This window comes from Paenibacillus sp. FW104-T2 (genome assembly GCF_058789975.1).
In genome coordinates this window covers 1-19,762 of record NZ_JBYTCE010000004.1, presented here as the reverse complement: position 1 = coordinate 19,762, position 19,762 = coordinate 1, and the positions used below count along the sequence as shown (strand labels likewise).

At 47.3% G+C, this 19,762-nt stretch carries 16 protein-coding genes; 10 read left to right on the top strand and 6 right to left on the bottom strand.

Features of this window, described 5'->3' with window-relative positions; translation table 11 throughout:
- Window positions 1–2: 2 nt before the first annotated feature.
- From AC3WQ3_RS06410 to AC3WQ3_RS06400, 3 genes are all read left to right on the top strand, one after another.
- A complete protein-coding gene (locus AC3WQ3_RS06410) occupies window positions 3–848 on the top strand; it encodes a PRD domain-containing protein (RefSeq protein WP_336780478.1) in 846 nt (281 codons plus the stop codon).
- Window positions 849–1,091: 243 nt separating this feature from the next.
- Complete coding sequence (locus AC3WQ3_RS06405; protein WP_492471770.1) at window positions 1,092–2,543, top strand: glycoside hydrolase family 68 protein; 1,452 nt, start codon at window positions 1,092–1,094, stop codon at window positions 2,541–2,543.
- A gap of 79 nt (window positions 2,544–2,622) precedes the next feature.
- Window positions 2,623–4,179, top strand: a complete 1,557-nt coding sequence (locus tag AC3WQ3_RS06400) for a glycoside hydrolase family 32 protein (RefSeq protein ID WP_492471769.1) — start codon at window positions 2,623–2,625, stop codon at window positions 4,177–4,179.
- A 350-nt stretch (window positions 4,180–4,529) separates the two neighbouring features.
- Here AC3WQ3_RS06400 and AC3WQ3_RS06395 read toward each other — a convergent pair whose 3' ends face one another.
- The gene (locus AC3WQ3_RS06395; RefSeq protein ID WP_492471768.1) at window positions 4,530–5,108 is read right to left on the bottom strand and encodes a TetR/AcrR family transcriptional regulator; all 579 of its coding nucleotides are present in this window, start codon (window positions 5,106–5,108) and stop codon (window positions 4,530–4,532) included.
- A 140-nt stretch (window positions 5,109–5,248) separates the two neighbouring features.
- On the opposite strand from AC3WQ3_RS06395, the gene AC3WQ3_RS06390 reads away from it, so the two are divergent.
- The gene (locus tag AC3WQ3_RS06390) at window positions 5,249–6,151 is read left to right on the top strand and encodes a CPBP family intramembrane glutamic endopeptidase (protein WP_492471767.1); all 903 of its coding nucleotides are present in this window, start codon (window positions 5,249–5,251) and stop codon (window positions 6,149–6,151) included.
- Between the two features lie 230 nt (window positions 6,152–6,381).
- Here AC3WQ3_RS06390 and AC3WQ3_RS06385 read toward each other — a convergent pair whose 3' ends face one another.
- Together AC3WQ3_RS06385 and AC3WQ3_RS06380 are read right to left on the bottom strand one after the other, a co-directional pair.
- Complete coding sequence (locus AC3WQ3_RS06385) at window positions 6,382–7,218, bottom strand: sulfurtransferase (RefSeq protein ID WP_492471766.1); 837 nt, start codon at window positions 7,216–7,218, stop codon at window positions 6,382–6,384.
- Between the two features lie 97 nt (window positions 7,219–7,315).
- Window positions 7,316–8,260, bottom strand: a complete 945-nt coding sequence (locus AC3WQ3_RS06380) for a DMT family transporter (protein ID WP_492471765.1) — start codon at window positions 8,258–8,260, stop codon at window positions 7,316–7,318.
- 222 nt (window positions 8,261–8,482) lie between these two features.
- On the opposite strand from AC3WQ3_RS06380, the gene AC3WQ3_RS06375 reads away from it, so the two are divergent.
- The 3 genes from AC3WQ3_RS06375 to AC3WQ3_RS06365 all read left to right on the top strand — a co-directional run bounded on the left by AC3WQ3_RS06375 (window position 8,483) and on the right by AC3WQ3_RS06365 (window position 11,116).
- On the top strand, window positions 8,483–9,385 hold the full coding sequence (locus AC3WQ3_RS06375) for a polysaccharide deacetylase family protein (RefSeq protein ID WP_492471764.1): 903 nt from the start codon (window positions 8,483–8,485) through the stop codon (window positions 9,383–9,385).
- A gap of 40 nt (window positions 9,386–9,425) precedes the next feature.
- A complete protein-coding gene (locus AC3WQ3_RS06370) occupies window positions 9,426–10,079 on the top strand; it encodes a YkyA family protein (protein ID WP_492471763.1) in 654 nt (217 codons plus the stop codon).
- A gap of 131 nt (window positions 10,080–10,210) precedes the next feature.
- A complete protein-coding gene (locus tag AC3WQ3_RS06365; protein WP_492471762.1) occupies window positions 10,211–11,116 on the top strand; it encodes a DUF8580 domain-containing lipoprotein in 906 nt (301 codons plus the stop codon).
- Between the two features lie 100 nt (window positions 11,117–11,216).
- Here AC3WQ3_RS06365 and AC3WQ3_RS06360 read toward each other — a convergent pair whose 3' ends face one another.
- Together AC3WQ3_RS06360 and AC3WQ3_RS06355 are read right to left on the bottom strand one after the other, a co-directional pair.
- Window positions 11,217–12,389 carry a mannitol-1-phosphate 5-dehydrogenase gene (locus AC3WQ3_RS06360; protein WP_336780491.1) on the bottom strand — a complete coding sequence of 391 codons (1,173 nt, stop codon included), beginning with the start codon at window positions 12,387–12,389 and terminating at the stop codon, window positions 11,217–11,219.
- Window positions 12,390–12,428: 39 nt separating this feature from the next.
- The gene (locus AC3WQ3_RS06355; RefSeq protein ID WP_095289745.1) at window positions 12,429–13,097 is read right to left on the bottom strand and encodes an HAD family hydrolase; all 669 of its coding nucleotides are present in this window, start codon (window positions 13,095–13,097) and stop codon (window positions 12,429–12,431) included.
- Window positions 13,098–13,623: 526 nt separating this feature from the next.
- Between AC3WQ3_RS06355 and AC3WQ3_RS06350 the strand changes: the two genes are divergently transcribed.
- The 3 genes from AC3WQ3_RS06350 (at window position 13,624) to AC3WQ3_RS06340 (ending at window position 17,195) form a co-directional block, all read left to right on the top strand.
- Window positions 13,624–14,553, top strand: a complete 930-nt coding sequence (locus AC3WQ3_RS06350) for an ADP-ribosylglycohydrolase family protein (protein WP_492471761.1) — start codon at window positions 13,624–13,626, stop codon at window positions 14,551–14,553.
- A 61-nt stretch (window positions 14,554–14,614) separates the two neighbouring features.
- Window positions 14,615–15,850: an MFS transporter gene (locus AC3WQ3_RS06345; protein WP_492471760.1), complete on the top strand. Its 1,236-nt coding sequence runs from the start codon at window positions 14,615–14,617 to the stop codon at window positions 15,848–15,850.
- 436 nt (window positions 15,851–16,286) lie between these two features.
- The gene (locus tag AC3WQ3_RS06340) at window positions 16,287–17,195 is read left to right on the top strand and encodes an RCC1 domain-containing protein (RefSeq protein ID WP_492471759.1); all 909 of its coding nucleotides are present in this window, start codon (window positions 16,287–16,289) and stop codon (window positions 17,193–17,195) included.
- Window positions 17,196–17,285: 90 nt separating this feature from the next.
- Here the strand turns inward: AC3WQ3_RS06340 and AC3WQ3_RS06335 are convergent, their stop codons facing one another.
- Window positions 17,286–19,643 carry an Ig-like domain repeat protein gene (locus AC3WQ3_RS06335; protein ID WP_492471758.1) on the bottom strand — a complete coding sequence of 786 codons (2,358 nt, stop codon included), beginning with the start codon at window positions 19,641–19,643 and terminating at the stop codon, window positions 17,286–17,288.
- Window positions 19,644–19,762 lie beyond the last annotated feature (119 nt).

Sequence of the window (19,762 nt, the reverse complement as noted above, 5' to 3'; positions counted from 1 at the left end):
ACATGAAGATCAAAAAAATACTCAACAATAACGCCGCTGTGGTTAACGATCATGGAGAAGAGAAAATTGTCATGGGGCCGGGTGTTGTTTTCCAAAAAGGAAAAAATGATATTGTAGACCCAAGCCTTGTTGAAAAAGTGTTTGTGATGACTGATCCGAAGCAGTACAACCACCTTCAGGAAATACTGGGGAGCCTTCCTGAAGAAGAAATCGCAGTCACCCAGCAGATCATCACTTTCGCCGAGAAAGCATTGGGTGTTACGTTTCAGGAGCACATTCATATCGCTCTTGCAGACCATCTTTCGTTTGCCTTGGAGCGGATTGGCAAGGGAATCGAAATTCGGAATACACTGCTTGAGGAGATTCGTATCCTCTATCCAAGAGAGTTCCAGCTTGGGCTTCATGCCAAGCGTTTGATCTACGAGAACTTGCAGGTGGTCATCCCGGAAGATGAGGTTGGTTATATCGCCATGCATATCCATACGGCCTGGAAGAATGCGGGCATGCGCCACAAGGCTCCGGAAAAGACGGCCATGATCAGGGATATCGCGGAAGGTGTAGGACAAGTTGCCGGTGTACTGGATCGAAGGTCTGCGAACTATGAGCGACTTTTGACCCAGATTGAGAATATGCTGCAAACGGATGAATCAGGCAAACTCCGCAATGAACTGAATCCGGAGCTTGTAGCGATGGCAAAGATGAATTTTACTGAAGCATATACACAGGCCCGCGAGATCGGTGAAATGGTTGAAGAGGATTATGGATATGCTTTTACCGAAAGCCAACTGGTTGTGATCGCCATGGAAATCAACCGGATAGATCATCGACTTCATCCATCCTCGGATTGATTCTCTGGTGCTTGATAAACTGAGTCCCTGGTCCTTGATCCGAATCGGGAGTTTCGATCTATAGTCAAGTTTTGATCCGACCATATAGAATAGTTATCGACAGTTGAATATGTCGGGATTGTTACTGGTAAGCAGGCAAGACCTAAAAGTCCGTTGGGATCGGTGTATCCACCATACCCTAACGATTTTTAGGTCTTTTTCTGTTTTCCGGGAAAAAAATGACAAGAGAGAGGGATACATCTAATGAATTTCCAGAAGATTGTGAGAAGAGTGACGGCAGTAACGTTTGCAACAACACTATTGGCAGGTGGGGGAGTTTCGGCTTTTGCAAAAGAAAGTACAGACTACAAAGAGAGTTATGGTTTCTCGCATATTTCACGCACAGACGCCCTGAAAATCCCTGCGGAACAAATCAAAGCACGATTCAAGGTTCCTCAGTTTGACGCATCTACCATCCAAAATCTTCCTTCTGCAAAAGGATATGATGAAAAGGGTAACGTCATCGACATGGATGTGTGGGATACCTGGCCCCTGCAAAATGCGGATGGTACAGTAGCTGACTATCATGGTTATCAAATCGTTTTTGGTCTGGCGGGTGACCCGGATCGGGGGTCAGACACATTCATCTATATGTTCTACAAAAAAGCAGGAGACACATCCATTGATGCCTGGAAAAATGCAGGCAGAGTGTTCAAAAACACCGACAAGGACGTTCCGAACGATCCAATTCTGAACGACCAGGAAGAGGAATGGTCTGGCTCTTCTACGCTGACTACGGATGGTCATATTCGTCTTTTCTATACCAATCGTCATGGCTGGGACCCGGCCAACGGATTTTATGGCAAGCAAACCCTGACGACTGCTCAAATCAATGTCTCTGAACTTGCAGAGAACACGCTCAAGGTGGACGGTGTTGAAGATTTCAAGTCGATCTTTGATGGTGACGGAAAAATGTATCAAACCGTGGAGCAGGCTTTCAGCGGTGGGGATTATTCTGACAATCATACGCTGAGAGATCCTCATTACGTTGAAGATAATGGTCACAAATACCTTGTTTTCGAAGCCAATACTGGAACAGAGACGGGCTACCAGGGCGAGGATGCATTCAATAACAGAGCCTTCTACGAAGGAAGCGAGAAGTTCTTCCAGGCCGAGAGGGAGAAATTGCTGCAAAGCCCTAATAAAAAGTTAGCTTCCTTAGCCAATGGTGCTTTGGGGATCATTGAACTGAATGACGACTATACCTTAAAACAAGTGATGAAGCCGCTGATTGCATCCAATACGGTAACAGATGAAATTGAACGGGCAAATATCTTTAAATTGAATGGAAAATGGTATTTGTTCACGGATACAAGAGGATCCAAAATGGTTGTGGATGGTGTTGATTCTGAAGATATCTACATGTTGGGATATGTATCTGGTTCTCTGACAGGACCATATAAGCCATTGAATGGTACTGGGCTTGTACTGCATCAAGATCTGGACCCTAAAGATGTTACCTGGACTTACGCACATTTTGCTATTCCGCAGGTTCAAGGTAACAACGTAGTGATCACTAGTTATATGACCAACCGAGGAATGTTTGAAGATCATCATTCTACCTTCGCACCAAGTTTCCTGGTGAATATCAAAGGCTCCAAAACATCCGTAGTGAAGGACAGCATTCTGGCACAAGGACAATTGACAGTGGAATAAACCAATTCCGCAGAATCTAAAAGAAAGAAAATGTCGATAACTATTGGCATTTTCTTTTTTTACAAATGAGGTATCTGTTATGAATAACAAAATCAGAAGGAAAATAATCATTGGGTCTGCTGTCTGTGGTGTGATCACGCTTGCCTTCACTGTTATTCCGATCCTGACCAACAACCTATGGCCTACAGTGAATACGGGAGCAGCCTCATCTGGCGCGAGCCAGCGAGCCAGCTTTCATTTTACAACGCCAGACAAGTGGAAGAATGATCCTCAAAGACCGATATATCTGGACGGGAAGTACCACTATTATTATCTTTATAATGGTGATTATCCCACAGGCAATGGTACGGAATGGCGGCACGCCACATCGGTCGATCTGGTTCATTGGAAGGATGAAGGCGTGGCAATACCCAAATACACAAACCGAAACGGTGATCCATGGTCTGGCTCATTGGTTGTGGATGAGTCAGGTACAGCCGGCTTCGGCAAGGGAGCACTTGTTGCGATCATGACTCAGCCCTCTGCCAGCAGCGGACAGCAGGAACAATATTTATGGTATAGCACCAATCAAGGGAAAACGTTTAATCCTTATGGAGATCGACCGGTGATTAAGAATCCGGGACAAAAGGATTTTAGGGACCCTAAAATCATCTGGGATGAGCCCTCCGAAAAATGGGTTATGGCTCTGGCTGAAGGGACAAAGATTGGGTTCTATGAGTCGGTTAATTTGAAAAATTGGCGATATACCGGCGGCTTCTTCACGGAAAACGTGGGGTTGGTGGAATGTCCTGATCTATTTGTGATGCGGGCAGATAACGGAACCTACAAATGGGTGCTCGGCGTAAGCGCCAACGGCAGATCATCAGGACAACCCAATACCTACGCTTACTGGACCGGAAGCTTTAATGGCAAAGAATTTGTTTCCGACCTTCATGAACCACAATGGCTGGACTATGGCTTCGACTGGTATGGGGGAGTCACATTTGAAGATGGGGCAAGCCCTGACAAAACCGGTCACCGTTATGCATTCGCCTGGATGAATAACTGGAGCTATGCCAACAATACGCCGACACTGAAGGAAGGTTACAACGGCATGGATTCGATTGTTCGTGAAATTAAACTGATTACATCGAAAACGGGTCAGTATCGACTGATCTCAAGACCGATTGAATCTCTGGAACAGGCAGTGGTCTCGGAGACTGCCTTTAAACCGATTACAGTGAAGGGATCTCATACACTTCATGTGTCAGGAGATTCGTATCAGCTTGAGACTGATATATCGTGGACCAAGATCAATAATATTGGATTAAGGCTCCGTGAATCCAAGGACCAGAGCCGACATGTGGATACAGGCGTCAATGTAGAAGGTGGCTATGTCTATGTGAACCGGACCTATACCGGGAATCCTGACAGGAGTGGCCGAGATTTGGAGAGTCAAGCGGCATTCGCTCCGGAGAAGAACAAGGTTCATCTCAAGATTCTGGTAGACAAGACCAGTATCGAGGTCTTCGTTGATGATGGTTCTTTGGTGTTATCCAATATCATTTTTCCAAAATGGAATGACCGCGGAATCACACTGTATGCTGAAGGGGGGACGGCAGTATTTAGCAACCTGCAGATAAAATATTTCGAATAATTGGTGGTATGGGTCGAACTGTTTCTATATTAATACGTCTAATTATTAGTCAATTCGGATGAAGGCTAGCCTCTCCTCCATTGCCATCAAGTTGGAAGACGAAAAGCCCGCATTGTTAGATGTGGGCTTCTTTCATTTATTTTTCCCCCGTAGCCACCGAATGCTCTTCATAAATAATTCAGTCGCTCCAGCTTTAGATTGGATTCTGCAATTGGTTACATAGCAGGCAGCTCTGGACCCCAAGAGAATATCAATCCATGCACAACTGAATAGGCACAGGCACGGAAAGTGTATTCTGCTTGGCTCTGGCCAGCAGACGTAACTCCCCGATTTATACGTCAATCTTCCCTTTAATGTATGATCCAATTGATGTAGTCTTGTATCATTTCTTTGCTTCGTGTTCGATTTATCTTATCCGGCTCTAGATACAAATTGAGAGCCATTCCATTCATAAAGGCATACAGTTTTTCTTGTTCCTTCTCTTCATCGGTTGTGCTCAGAAGACCTTCATTTTTCAAGTATATAATGCAATCCTTGATTGCGTTTTGAAGGTCCTCATAATTGGTATCGAACCCTTTTTGCGTTTTTCCATAGGCTACAAATGCAAACCAAACCTCCATTTCCAATAATGTTTGTTCATCAGTCGGGACTAGCTCAAGCAAGTATTCAACAATTCTTTCTTGAGCCGACAGTTCTCTTGCATTCAGATTTCTTAACCGAATAAGAACCTTTTCCTTAACTAACTCCATCGCAAACGCTAATAGGCTTTCTTGTTTAGAAAAGTAATGTCTTAAAGCTCCTTGTGATAATCCGGCTTCCTTCGCAATCGTTCTTGACGTTGCCTGATGAATGCCTTTCTCGCTAATGATTTTCCAAGTTGCTTCAGCGATAATATTCTTCATTTTCTCATGGTCCACGATTTTTGGCATACACACAGAATATCATATTTTTTAACTCAACTGAATTAAATAGACGATTAATATGGAATGTGCTAGAGTTTATTTAACTCAACTGAATTAAAAAAAGAATGGGGCAAATGCCGCATGTAACTCAAAGGAGTGCAAAGAGAATGAACCAGCAATTCAAAGTAATGCTTCCGGCATGGGGAAAGGCAATTGGGTTATTGTGCATGATAATTATGTTTGCTGCTGTACTGTGGTTAGTGTGGACCGGAAACTTGAGTATAAGGTACACGGCCGACCATGAGGGAGTGATTCCAATATGGCATAGTTGGTTGCCGGCATTCCTTGGTATTTTGCTGATCCGTCTGATTCCTTATAAAAGTCAAAATCATCTGCCTTTCCAACAAATGGAGAGACATCACTTGTTTGTTCAATCGATTGTGTTATTGATATCGGGTGTTTTATTTACGGCTGCTCTTGTAACGATAGACCCACAAGGATTACATTTCGAGCTATATTATTTAGCGTTCAAGTTGACGACACTGTTTTTCATTCCGCTGATTTTCTTGCTGATTTATAGCAAAACGACTGGCGCGCAGCAAGAAATTATCTCGGCAAAGCCTCGCTCTCGAAGAAACGCCATTGCACCACTAATCATTATTGTGGTCTGGGGTTATCTAAAGTTCTATTCCCCGATTGCACAACCAGAAGGAGTAATCGAAGCAACTGATTTGACAGAATTATTTCTCTTGGTGTTCATTGGTTTTATGATCAATAGCGTATTGGAGGAAGTTTTTTATCGGGTATGGCTGCAAACCCGGTTGGAGGCATTGCTTGGAAGATGGCCTGCCATACTACTAGTTTCAATACTATGGTCCATCTGGCATGTTGCCATTCAAGGATTTGGTCAGTGGGATATTGATGTGGCAACAGTGATTGCAAATCATGGGGTTACGGGTCTGTTTCTTGGTTATTTATGGGCCCGCTATCGTAGAGTATGGGTGATTATCTTGGTTCACGGACTCATAAATGCTTCCCCTCATGTTCTGTTGCAGATTTTATTTCACTGAGGGAAAAGGAACAGAATAAGTCTGCCTGTGCAAAGATGACTTCATTCAGTCGTTCAAGCTCGACAGTGTCTGCCTTCAGCCTAGTGATATTTATTTTAAAGTGAATGGGGCTTTACCCTCTACATGTTGATATTCTGTTGACGCTTAGGTACTGTAAATACACCGCCTCGGGCATCAGCCTGTATGGCGGTGTATTCGTCTTTGAGATACTGTAGACCCGTGCTCCGTACCTACTCGTCCCCAGTTTCCACCGAATTCTCCTCATAACTAATCCAGTCACTCCAGCTTCCGGAATACAGCTTCACATTGGTATATCCGGCTTCCTCCAGCGCAATTACATTCGGGCAGGCCGAGACGCCTGAGCCGCAGTATACGATGATGGGCTCGTGCTTCGCCAGCTTCCCAAAACGTTCCTCCAATGTACTCACGTCAGACCACCGGCCTTCTGCATTCAGTACATCCTTCCAAAAATAATTCTGTGCACCCGGAATATGTCCGGCCTTGGCATCGATCGGTTCTTCCAGCCCTGCATAGCGGCGGGCATCACGAGAGTCGATCAGCACGGCTGAGCTATTCGCCGAAGCGTGCTGTGCGTCCTGCACGCTGGCGAGCATGTGCGGCTGCACGTTCGCTTCGAACGTGGACGGAATCCGCACGGGCACATCGGTGGTTACCGGGAACTTGGCGTTCTGCCAGGCAGAGAAGCCCTCGTCCATCACGTATACCTGTTCATGGCCCAGATACCGAAGCAGCCACCATAATCTTGAGGCATTCATGCCTCCCTGATCATCGTAGGCAACAATACGAGCGTTTGAGCCGATTCCCGCTTTCGAAAGACGCTTTACCAGTTCTGCCGGGTCAGGGAGCGGATGACGTCCGCCATGGGCTGACACAGGAGAGGATAGATCCTGTTCGAGATCAAGATAAACGGCACCTGGAATATGTCCAGCCTCGTAAGCTTGTCGTCCTGCATCCGGTTGGCCGAGCAGGAATCTGCAGTCGGCAATGACCACATCGGGTTCGTACATTCTGGCGAGCAGCCAGCGCATGGATACAATGTTTTTCATGAAAATACACCGCCTTATGAAGAGTATTGGATTCCGATTGAAGTCTGTTGTATCAGACTCCAATCGTTCTTTTTGCATGGCATATGCTGCGGTAGAATTACACTGCCGTAGGTTCAGCAGGTCCTTTTCCACCTACAGGCGCGTCAGCGGGAATGGGTTCCGGTTTGGTTTTGCCATACCGAATGAAGATCCATACCCCAAAGATAATGACGACGCCGGCAATCATCTGCATGGCACTGAGAGATTCACCAAGCAGCATCCAGGCCAGCAGTGAGGAGAATACGGGTTCACCAAGCACGCCCATGGATACCGTTGTGGCATTCATATACTGAAGCAGCCAGTTAAACAGATAGTGTCCAAAGATCGTCGGCACGATGGCGAGCAGCAGGAAAATCCCCCACTCCGAGGCGGCATAACCCCCGAACGGATGTCCCATGGCCAAATTATATACCGCCAACGTACAGGCAGCGACGAAAAATACCCAGAAATTATAAGAGAAGGCACTTAGTCCGGAACGCAGAAATTGTCCAAGCAGCATATGGATGGCTACCGCAATCGTTCCCAGAAGAGATAGAAAATCCCCTTGCAGTGCCGTACCGGCTAACTGAAAATCTCCAGCTCCGATCGCTACGGACCCAAGCAGGGCGATGCCCATGCCGATAATCATCATGCGGTTAATCTTGGCTTTGAACAGCCAGACGGAACCGGCGAGAATTAATATGGGCTCAAGTGCGAGAATGACCGTGGAGCTGGCCACACTCGTAAGTCTGAGTGATCCCATCCACAGCAGGAAATGAAGTGCCAGCATCACACCCGATGCGAGCAGCAGCCCCCACTGCCTAAAGTTCAGGCGCATCATCTCATGTCGGTATTTCCAGACAAACGGAAGCATCAGCACATTGGTGAGAAACAGCCGATACATGGCGATAACAGCCACATCTGCACTGGACCAGCGCACGAAAATGGAAGAAAACGAGATGGCAATAATGCCGACAACGAACAGAAGTTCAATGGATCTGCCGGCACGAAACAAGCTTGTCATGGATGTAGCTCCTTCTTGAAGTCAAATGGCGTAAATCAATTCATTATACAGGAGAACCCAGCTGTTCGAAAAGCGATGAAAGGAAAATAGATAAGCAGATTGTAACCGGGCTTGTAACTATTCTGTCATTCACCCATGCCGCTTTTCTATTAATCTTCTATATAGAGACATGAAACGATATAATATACCAATAATCGGGAAATTAAGGAAGTGGCATGGAAAGTGAGAGTTCAACAACAGACAGCAGGAGAAAACAGCGGCATTGCGAGCAGAACCAGTCGAACGAAGACACACAAACGAAGACGAATCCGGTATGGAAGATTGAGTGCAGCCCTGATGCTGCTTGCACTGATCATTACCGGTTTAACATATGCATTAATTGGAATGACCCACTGGATTAAGGGCTATGTAGCCCCGCCCCCGGTAGCTGCCATCGAACAGCCAACCAAGCTGGGCATGATTGAAATGACTCCGGATGTGAAAGAAGAGCCTGCACGATTTCAGGGACAGGTTCGCAAACTGGCATACATAACGTTTGATGATGGACCAAGTGAATATACGGAACAACTGCTGGATATTTTGAAAGAGCATGAGGCGAAGGCAACCTTTTTCATGATTGGTCGTCAGTTGAATCAGCATAAGTCGGCAGTAGAGCGACTGGTCCAAGAGGGCAGCTATCCGGGGCTCCACAGTATGACACATAACTATAACACTCTGTACAAAAACGGAAGCTCCGCGAATTTTGTGAAGGAATTCAAGAAGGAGCAGAAGATGGTTCAGGATCTGATTGGCTTTACGCCGCATCTGATTCGCGCTCCTTACGGCAGCAGTCCGCAGATCGGTGAATCCTTCAGGGGCGACATTGCCGCTGCTGGTTTCAAAATGTGGGATTGGACAACAGACTCTCTGGATTGGAACCTTCCGGGTCAGCCGGACAAAATTGTGGCGCGTGTCAAAAAAAGTGTGCACCGGGACAAGGAAGTGATCCTGATGCATGAGCGGGAGCAGACGGTGCAGGCTTTGCCGCGAATTCTGAAATTGCTTGAAGATCGGGGTTATGAGTTCGAGGTTTATGACCCGAATGCACATTGGACTGCCAATTTTAGCGGAGATACCCGCTTGTAACTTAGAGACGATAATACAAATGCAGAGAGGAGACGAACGAGTGCGTACGTGGAAAAAATCGGCACTGGCTGCCGTTGGCCTGACGCTGGCGGTGCTCACCAGTGCCTGCGGCCAGCCGCAGGAGCCGGCTGCGAACCAGGTGAACGAATTGATCCGGAATGATCAGGAGATGGCTCAGAATCTGAAGGAGCTTGCCCGTCATGAACGGGAGGAAATGCAATTGTACACGTCGATTTTGAATAAGGGGAAAAACAAAAACAGTGACCTAGAGTCACTGCTGGATCAGGCAGAAGAGCATATAGCCGAGCGGAGAAAACTGCTGGAGCAGGCGGAAACCTTGATGAATCAGACGCGGGAGCAAACTCCAGCTGTACGGGAGTCCCTGGGACGCTTGTCTTTTGAAAAAGAAGAGACGCTGACCCAGGCACAAACCGTTCTGGACCAGTATGAAGTAAGAGCCCAGACATTTGAGGAATTTGTAACCTCGTATCAGCAAAGTCTGGATGCCGATGAACGGCTCTATTCCTTAATGAGGGGCAGTGTGGAGCCGAATCTGGTGAAAATTAAGCGCGCAATCCGGGAACGCAACATCCAATATGCACAGCTTGCCGAGATCAGAAAGCAATTCAACAAGCAGACAAAAGCGTTTAACGGGGCCAACGCCAAGCTTGTTCAAATGGAACGAGCGAGTTAGAGATGTGCTCGACTTCCGCTTCTTCTATTTATCTATCTGATTGAGCTAGCGACCAGCCGTGTAAGTACTAGTATGCAGAATGAAGCAACATGGACAAGCATCATTGCGTATAAGCTAACGGAGGTGTTCATATGCGAAATACAATGAATATTAGTGCATCTTTACTCGTTTTACTCATGGGGTTCTCACTTGTGGCCTGTGGTAACAGCAGTCCTGCAGCGCAGCCACCAACCAATAATACAGGGGAACAGACGCCTGCACCGGAGCAGCAGCCAAATGACAGTGCGGTGATCGAAGCGGAAGGCATTTTGACTGGCTGGGCAGATCCTCACACGGTAGAGATCCGTGTCAAGGAGGTTCCGATGGCTTTCCAGGTGGAAGAGAATGTGCAGAAATCCTTCGATGACATTGATGATGAAGATTCAGTACAATTTAAATATGTAGAGAGAACGATTGAGACCGGCGACAATACAACCAAGCAGCTGGTGCTCACGGAAATCGTGAAGATCGAAGCGGATGAACCGAACGGTTCCAATGCTGGCGATAACGTGACATCAGATCGTCCCAAAACAACAAAGCTGGAAGTAACGGTGGAAGGCATGACGGAGAAACGTCCAGCTGAACTTGCTCAAGGTGAGGGGTACTCGCTTTATGTGTTTGAACCCATGGCCTTTGATGCAGAGGACGACGAATTGACAATGAAGATTGATCCTGACTACAAAGTGGTGATCGAGAAGCTTCCTTCAGACTTCAATTTGGATGCGCTGAAGATGGATGCCAAGGAAGAGCTGAGCGAAACCGGAGAGGTCAAGGAACTGAGCAAGGAAGAGCTCAGCAATGGCCCAATGAAGGATGCAAGACTATATATGATGTCTCAAAACGATAAAAAGTCGGAGTATTTCATTGTAAAAGAACTGGACGACAATGGCTTCATTTTCCACATTGATGCACCTGTGGGTGAACCATCTGAGGGATTCCTGCCGATGGCGTATGTATCCCTGAATTCCATTATGAATGAAGCAAACATGACAAAATAACATGAAAGAGCCGGAAGGAACAATGCTTGGGCATGGGTTCCTCCCGGCTTTTTTGCCGTCTCTATTCAGTTGTGCATAACCAACCGTCTTACCTGAGGTGTCAGGTTAAAATGGTCAATCCCTTGTGCCCTTTGAGTTCCTCGTATCGGGCGACAACATGCTGATGAATAAGGTGTTCGTCGGGAATTCCCATGCGTTCACGAATGAAGGCGGAGACGCCATCTTCACGAATCATGTGTTGGAGCTTCATGGCTTCCTCGTCCTGCTCGTGATCGAAGAGCATTGCGGCAGCCATAGCGGAAGTAAGATGGGGAATTTCTAATCCGAATTCGCTGGCCTGCATCGCTGGGCGAACAAGCCGGTCATAAGGCGATAGCTTGCGAAGGGGTGAACGACCGACCCGGGTAACCTGATCTGTCAGGTTGGGGTTGGCAAAGCGATCGAGAATGGTATGGATATATTGGCTGTGTTTTTGAGGATTAAATCCGTGTTTTTTCACAAGCATGGCTCCCGTTTCCTCCATAACCTGTTTAACCTTGGCACGTAGTGCTGCGTTACTCATGACTTGCCTGATCGTCTTGAATCCTTCGAGATATCCGAAGTATGCAGCCACACAGTGGCCTGTATTCACGGTAAACATCTTGCGTTCAATGTAAGGCTCCAGAGAGTCGACGTAGTGTACGCCTTCAATCTCCTTAAATCCATCCAGCAGTGCCGGACGGTGAACGACCCATTCATAAAAAGGTTCAACGGTGACCTGCAGCGGATCCTTGTGGTCTTGCGCCGGAACAATCCGGTCTACTGCTGCATTGGGGAACGAGATATAGCGGTCGGCTTTGGTACGGGTCTGTTCATCCAGAAACGGATATACCCGTTTCTTCAGGCGTGTACTGCCTCCGATGGCATTCTCGCATGCGATGATATGGAGAGGAGCCTGGTTATTGTTTTTCATGCGGAGATATATGCCTTTGGCGATGGGTTCGGCGATATCCTCAAGTGCAGATACACCGACCGCTGTCGTAATGAGATCAGCCGATGCAATCTGCTCAGCCAGGCGATCTTGTTCGCCCACATGAATGGCCGTGACGTTGCTGACCATGGTGGTGTGCTGATCTGCATTAGCGAGTGTAATGGGATACTCTTTCCTTTGTTGCAGCATGGAGATCTTCTTCGGGTTACGTGCGACAAAGCAGACTTCATAATCGGAAGCGGACAACATATGACCGATAAAACCGCGGCCTATATTGCCCGCTCCAAAATGTACAGCTTTCATGTGTGAACTCCCCCTTTAAAATTTGAAATTCGTGCAGACCTAAACGGTGGTGACGAGGGGTTTCGAAATCAAATCGTTAAATTCAAGGTCTGTCAGGCATGACAGCCGTTGGTGAGGCATATCGAAATCCAGTGTTCCTGTTATGGTATTCGAGATTACAACACAGTGAATACCAGCTGCAGCAGCTGCACGTGCGCCGTTAGGTGAATCCTCAATCGCTACGGCTTCGTCTGCAGTTACTCCAAGCGCTTCCAGGGCTTGGTTATATAATTCCGGGTCAGGCTTCACATGGGCCACATCGTCGGCTGTTCGAATCACTTCGAAGTAATCCTTCAGTTTCAGTTGTTCCAGGTGCTGTTCGACCCACTCCCGTTTGGAGCTTGAGGCAACGGCCAATTTTAATCCAGCCTCGCGTGCTGCTTCGAGGTAATTCTGGATGCCTGGTCTTACCTGCTCCTTGTTCATTAATGCAGCATGCTGCAGCTGAACCGATTCCCTGAACGCTTCCCGATCGATCGGAAGATTCAAATCTGTGATGAGGTACTCATAGGGATTGAATGTTTTCAGACTGGTACCGATGCATTGCGAATACATCTCCAGGGTCAAGTTCACGCCGTGTTCCTTGTAGGCATCACGAAAAGCGATATACCATGCTGTCTCCGTATCAATAATCGTTCCATCGAAATCAAAAACCAGTGCCTTAATCATAAATTTGTTCCTCCTGTTTCAGAATTTGTTTTGGGATGTAGCCAGAAAAGAAAATGAAAATCAAATTTTTCCTGTATTACTTTTGTTTGCGGTAGATTAGTTAACGCAGTTACATGTCCAGTAATATAAATTTGGAAAAAATGATGCGTTGAAGCTAATAAAACCGTAACATGGGACAAAGTGAGGGGTCAAGCGCGTCATGATTGTTTACATTGAAAATTTGCACATAAATGACGTGTTTTCAGAAAAAGGTGAACGAGGCAAAGTCTTATGACCTATGCATGTAAGCGGTATACTGAAAAAACGGTTTTCTCCGTTGTAAAAAAATAAACTTTTTTTTGCGATACGGAGAGATAACAATCGTTCCCCCTTTTTCGACACATTTATAATAGAAGAGAGCCCGTGGACATTTGTACGATTCGAAGAAGCCATGCTGCATCTTTTTAAAATTCTTTACGACAGAACAGCCCCTGTGGGAGAATGGAAGAGATATGTTGGAAATAAGAATGCGGAGGAGGGACCGGCGATGCTGGATAAGGATCGGTTCAATGGATGCTTACTTGGACTAGCGGCAGGAGATGCACTGGGAACGACAGTGGAGTTTAGCAGCCCAGGCACATTTGAGCCTGTAACTGATATTGTGGGGGGCGGTGTGTTTGGCCTGGCTCCCGGACAGTGGACGGATGACACGTCAATGGCGCTATGTCTGGCCGAAAGTCTGGTGAGAAAAGAACATTTTGATCCGGCGGATCAGATGCGCAGATACACGAATTGGTATGAGGTCGGCTACATGAGCAGTACCGGAACATGCTTTGATATCGGCGGGGCTACGCGAAATGCGCTGGAAAGGTTCAGGAAGACCGGAGAGCCTTACAGCGGATCTGTCGATCCAATGACGGCTGGTAACGGATCAATTATGCGGCTTGCGCCAGTCGCTATGGTGTATGCGGGCCATCCGCAGGATGCTGTGCATTATGCGAAGTTGAGCTCCCGCACTACCCATGCAGCCACGGAAAGCGTGGAAGCTTGCGAGGTGCTGGCGGCTATACTGGTTGCTGGACTGCGTGGAGCGGACAAGCGTACCATGCTGCTGCCGGAGACATGCCGTCAGTGGAGGAGTGAGGCTTCTTTTACCCCAGCCATTGAAGAGATTGTGCGTGGATCTTACTGCGATAAGGAGCCACCTGAAATTCAGGGGAGCGGCTATGTCGTCCGTTCGTTGGAGGCCGCATTGTGGGCGTTCCATAAATCTTCCACATTTGAAGAAGGTGCGCTCTTAGCTGTTAATCTCGGTGATGATGCAGATACAACCGGTGCGGTGTACGGACAGATAGCTGGTGCTTATTATGGTCGGAGCGGCATCCCGGCACAGTGGCAGAACAAGCTTGCGATGCTGGAAACGTTCGAGTCCTTAAACGAGGCGATGTGGCTAAAAGCAGCCCAAATGTCGTCCTGAAATCGTAACAAGGAATAACCAAAAAAAGAGACAGAAGATGGACAGGAGAAGAGAACATCATATGAACAAGACAGAACGACGTGCTTCAAAATCGGGAAAAGGAGGGGCATTTCCGTTATCCCTTCTATGCCTGACGGTAGGAGCATTCGCTATTGGGATGACTGAATTTATCATTATGGGATTGCTGCCGAATGTGGCTGCTGATCTGCATGTGAGCATTCCTCAAGCAGGGCAGTTGATTACGGGCTATGCCCTGGGTGTCGCGGTTGGCGCACCCATTCTGACCGTGTTTACCCATAAAATACCGCAGAAAAAACTGCTGATCCTGCTGATGTGCATTTTTATCATCGGTAACGCACTATCCGTCATTGCACCAACGTATGGCTTGCTAATTTCGGCACGCATTTTGACGGCATTTGCACACGGCACGTTTCTTGGTGTAGGGTCGCTCATGGCTACTCGTCTCGTTGCACCTGAGAGAAGGGCGGGTGCGGTGTCCGTTGTGCTTGCAGGGCTTACAATTGCGAATATCATTGGGGTACCCTTCGGTACGTTTATCGGCCAACAGCTTGGATGGAGATCCTCGTTTGGAGCCATCACCATTTTGGGCATCATCTCATTGATCGGCATCATTCGTTTCATTCCGGCTATTTCGCAAGGGGAGCCGGCGAACCTGGGACAGCAGTTCCGTAATCTTGTTCGTCCGCAGGTACTATTAATATTGCTCATTGGTGCCATGGGCTGTGGAAGCCTCTTCGCGGTATTTACGTATATTACACCCATGTTAGTGGATATCAGCGGTTTTGCGGAGCAGAGTGTAACGTGGATACTGGTACTGTTCGGGGTTGGTGTGACGCTCGGGAACATGCTGGGTGGACGCCTGGCCGACTGGAAACTGATGCCGTCCCTCATGGTCAACTTCGGCGTGCTGGCTGTACTTTTGGCTGCACTCACTTTGACGCTGGAGAATCCATATTTGGCGGTCATTACAATCTTCTGCTGGGGTGTTGCGGCGTTCGGGATTATGCCGGGTCTGCAGATTCGAATCATGAATATGACTCGCGAAGCACCGCTGCTTGCGACCACATCGAGCCACTCCGCGTTTAACCTGGGGAATGCAGGTGGAGCCTATATTGGCGGGTTTGCGATTACGCATACGGGACTTATTTCCGTACCATTGTACGCAGCAGTCATTGCGACTCTGGGTTTGCTTGGGCTTGTGATCAGTCTGGGGATGGAACGCAAACAGCGTTTGCCGGAAATCCCGGACGTTGTGGAGCCTGCGCCGCTCAGCTGAGTCTAGGCAGGAAGAATGGAAGGATACGGCCTCTGCTTCGCGTAATGTGGAGTGGAGGCTTCTTTGCAGTTTTAACTAGAAAAAGACAAACCATCCTGATTGAAGTATTATTGGTATAACATAACGGACACCATACAGGCTTGAAAGGATCATTACAGTGAGGAAAATCATTAATTTTATTCTTGTCTTGCTGATCATCTGGGTAGCACTTCTGTATCCTTTTCGTTTGGCTTGGTTTGAAGGTGTACTTCAGATTCCTGAAGATCTTCATGATGTTTTCTTGGTTTTTTTGTTCTTTGGATATTTGATTTGTTCCTCGGGCACAGGGCTTCTTATTGGTAAGATGTGTTTCAGACAAAAAGAGGAGTAGTTCAGGAAAGTTAAGTAAAGAAATGGACTATCACAAGAAACTTCGCTTCAAGGGAGGTACTTCAGCATGGAACATGGTTCCCTGAATAAGGCAAGGTTGCAGGTGAAAAAGTGGTCCCAAGATCCGATAGCAGCGGGGCGCCGTCATACCGTTGGCCTTACATCTGACGGTCTGGTGATGGCTGTGGGTGATAATAAAATGGGCCAATGTGAAGTAAGCGGCTGGCAGGATATCATTGCGGTCGCAGCAGGTAATGTACATATGGCGAAAAATACAGGCAATGTCCACACTATAGCACTGAAATTGGATGGCACCGTGTCAGCTGTGGGTTGGAATAAGGACCGCCAGTGCGAGGTAACCGACTGGTACGATATTGTAGCCATTGCGGCAGGTTGGCGCCACACCATCGGTCTTCAGTCGGATGGTATGGTGGTCGCCGTCGGTCGGCATCAAGAAGGTCAATGTCAGGTAAGTCATTGGAATGATATCGTGGCAGTAACTGCAGGAGACTGGCATACCCTCGGCCTGAAAGCTGACGGAACAGTGCTGGCTGTAGGGAATAACCGATATCGCCAATGTGAAGTCACTGGCTGGCGTAATGTTGTAATGGTCGCTGCGGGTTATCTCCATTCGGCTGGTCTGCAATCAGACGGCACAGTAATGGCTGTGGGTAGTAATAAACATGGTCAATGTGATGTAGGCAGCTGGCATGGGATGGTGGCAATAGCGGTGGGAAGTAATCATACGATTGGCCTGAAAGCAGACGGTACGGTTACAGCTGTAGGCTGGAATACGTATGGTCAGTGTAATGTAAGTGACTGGCATGATATCATCGCCATTGGCGCAGGTTGTGCCCATACCGTGGGACTTAAATCAGACGGTACGTTGGTTGCTGTCGGTGATAATACATATGGACAATGTGATGTAAGTGGATGGCGCGGCATTCGAATGCCGGGGAATCGTTTAACGAAGTAAAAACCGCTAACGTATCTTTCGTTAGCGGTTTTTGAGATGTTATAAGGCAGTTAAAAATAGATATTGGAAATGATGTCTAAACCGGCTTCCTTACTTCAAATTTTCCAATGACTCTTTGATGGCTGGACTTAAACGATAAGTCTTCAAAATGGTTTCAATTGCTTCTGCGCGCGTTGCTCCGCCGTTCGGGTCAAAGGAACGCTCATTTTTACCTTCGAAGATTCCCAGAGCAGCAGCTTTTCGGATGGCATCTGCACCAAATGCTCCATTTAAATCAGCAAATTGTACATTGGTTGTATCAATATTAAGGATAAGCGAATTTAATACACGTGTGATGATCAGAGCCATTTCCTGACGGGAAATGGTTTTATCCGGACGAATCGAACCGTCCTCGTATCCGTTTAATACGCCAACGGCTACAAGTCTTTTGAGGTCATTGGTAGACCAGCGATTGTTAATATCACGGTATGCTGCGAAATCCTCTTCATTCAGGCTCACTTCACGTGATGCCATATCCACAAACGCACGATTGATCATGGCTGCAAATTCTGCACGGGTAATCTGTTCATCTGGCTCGAACCCGCCAGTAGGGTAACCCTTGATTACGCGCAGCTTGGTCAATTTTTCGATAGACGGTATCGCCCAATGGTGTTGAACATCACCAAACTGTAAGGTTACGAATTCATCCCCTTTGCTGAGGATCTCAGCGATTCTGGATTGAACACCGGCAATTACGTTGCTATCTGCGTTCACCACCCGGCTTCTGAAAATATCGTTGGGATCCTGGTAATCCTCGGATTTTTCCGGCGTGCTTGGCTGCTCTGTTGTTGTTCCAGGTACAGCTGGTTCTTCCGGTTTAGAATTAACAGGAGAGGTTGGGGTCGAACCTGAACCTGAACTCGAACCTGTCGTTGGACTGGATGGAGTTGTGTCGCCACCTGGTACCGTAGGTGGATTGGACGGTGTTGTACTACCACCGCTTCCTTGGACAACTTGCACCATCACCTCAGAGGTGCTGTCAGCTACACTGTGTCTGGCATCGCCGTAATATTTAGCCGTGATCGGGTGATCTCCGACACTTAGATCACTTGTTGTGAAATAGGCTTTGGCCACACCATTCGCAACACCGTCCGGCCACATGGCAAGGGTAGCTAATTCCGTGTCGCCATCCATGAGGATTACAGATCCTGCAATATCACGGGATATTTGTGGTTTTGTCTCTGTTCTTACGTAAAAGGTTACCGCGTTTCCATACTTGGACGGGTTCAGATAACTGGTAACCTTCGTCACCGTCGGGTGTTCTGTTGCAGAAGCTGCTTCAGTTGTTATCGTTTGGGTTAGCGGAGCTGAAGTGCTGCCATTGAAGATGCGGTTTCCATTGTACTCCGCGGTAATTTGATGCTCTCCAGCACTTAAGCTTCTTACCGAATAAAATGCCAGATCCGGTTTGGTTACGTCTGTTCCGATCTCAGCAGTACCAAGCACGATATCTCCATCCTTGAAGGTAACCGTGCCTGTCGGCATGTCGTACGTATCCTTATAGTTTCTGCTGACTCTAGCCATAAACGCAATCGGCTCTCCTTCTGAAGCCGGGTTGCGTGTGCTTTCAATCGAAACGGTTGTATTAAACAGGTTTTCACTTCCCTCCGGAGGAGTTGTGCCTCCTCCATTTGGTGGTGTAGGGGTTGGCGTATTGATACCATTTCCTTCTGCCACTTGGAGCACTATATCTGAGACACTATCAGCAATACCGTATCTGGTATCACCATAATATTTAGCTGTAATGTGGTGTTCTCCAACACTTAGGTTGCTTATCGTATATGACGTTCTGGCATGACCATTGAAAACCCCTTTAGGAAACATCGGAAGCGCAGCTAATTCCTTGTCACCGTCCATAAGGATGACTGTTCCAGCGATATCTCGGGAGAATTGCGGGTCTGTTTTTGTACTTATATCAAGCGTAAACGGTTCCCCTGACCGAGGGGAATTGAGGTAAGTAACCTCCGTGACCGTCGGATGTTCCGAAGGAGGTGTCACCGTAGTGGATACCGTTTGTATAATTGGACTGGAAGTACTGCCGCTGAATGTGCTGTTGCCACTATACTCAGCTGTGATCTCATGTTCTCCAGCATCAAGACTTCTTACCGAAATCAGTGCTCTGCTAGGTATGGAATCATTCACTACACTTGCAGTGCCAATTACGGTGTCCCCGTCCTTAATTGTTACCGTACCTGTTGGGTCCTCCTGAACAGTAGAAGAGCGATCCCTAAAGACCGAGGCTACGAACGTTACTGGGTCGGTTTCTGAGGATGGATTGCGTGTGCTTTGAATCGTAATCGAGGTGCTTACAAGCGATGCACTGTCCCCTGGAGAATTTGTGCCTGCTTCTGCGTAAACAGCAGAGGCAGAAGTAACCGTCAGTACGGTTACAAGCAGAGTACTTACCATTTTTTTGAGCGTTGAGAACATTTTACATGACTTCCCCTTCGAAGTAATTTATCGTTTCTACATGTATGAAATAAAAACATGATCAAGTAAGAAACATAGATATTATCGTCTTAATTTGT

Excerpts from the sequence above, each read along its gene's own strand:
- AC3WQ3_RS06410 (WP_336780478.1), top strand. The coding sequence starts at position 3 with ATGAAGATCAAAAAAATACTCAACAATAACGCCGCTGTGGTTAACGAT.
- AC3WQ3_RS06405 (WP_492471770.1), top strand. The coding sequence starts at position 1,092 with ATGAATTTCCAGAAGATTGTGAGAAGAGTGACGGCAGTAACGTTTGCA.
- AC3WQ3_RS06400 (WP_492471769.1), top strand. The coding sequence starts at position 2,623 with ATGAATAACAAAATCAGAAGGAAAATAATCATTGGGTCTGCTGTCTGT.
- AC3WQ3_RS06395 (WP_492471768.1), bottom strand. The coding sequence starts at position 5,108 with ATGCCAAAAATCGTGGACCATGAGAAAATGAAGAATATTATCGCTGAA.
- AC3WQ3_RS06390 (WP_492471767.1), top strand. The coding sequence starts at position 5,249 with ATGAACCAGCAATTCAAAGTAATGCTTCCGGCATGGGGAAAGGCAATT.
- AC3WQ3_RS06385 (WP_492471766.1), bottom strand. The coding sequence starts at position 7,218 with ATGAAAAACATTGTATCCATGCGCTGGCTGCTCGCCAGAATGTACGAA.
- AC3WQ3_RS06380 (WP_492471765.1), bottom strand. The coding sequence starts at position 8,260 with ATGACAAGCTTGTTTCGTGCCGGCAGATCCATTGAACTTCTGTTCGTT.
- AC3WQ3_RS06365 (WP_492471762.1), top strand. The coding sequence starts at position 10,211 with ATGCGAAATACAATGAATATTAGTGCATCTTTACTCGTTTTACTCATG.
- AC3WQ3_RS06360 (WP_336780491.1), bottom strand. The coding sequence starts at position 12,389 with ATGAAAGCTGTACATTTTGGAGCGGGCAATATAGGCCGCGGTTTTATC.
- AC3WQ3_RS06355 (WP_095289745.1), bottom strand. The coding sequence starts at position 13,097 with ATGATTAAGGCACTGGTTTTTGATTTCGATGGAACGATTATTGATACG.
- AC3WQ3_RS06350 (WP_492471761.1), top strand. The coding sequence starts at position 13,624 with ATGCTGGATAAGGATCGGTTCAATGGATGCTTACTTGGACTAGCGGCA.
- AC3WQ3_RS06345 (WP_492471760.1), top strand. The coding sequence starts at position 14,615 with ATGAACAAGACAGAACGACGTGCTTCAAAATCGGGAAAAGGAGGGGCA.
- AC3WQ3_RS06340 (WP_492471759.1), top strand. The coding sequence starts at position 16,287 with ATGGAACATGGTTCCCTGAATAAGGCAAGGTTGCAGGTGAAAAAGTGG.
- AC3WQ3_RS06335 (WP_492471758.1), bottom strand. The coding sequence starts at position 19,643 with ATGGTAAGTACTCTGCTTGTAACCGTACTGACGGTTACTTCTGCCTCT.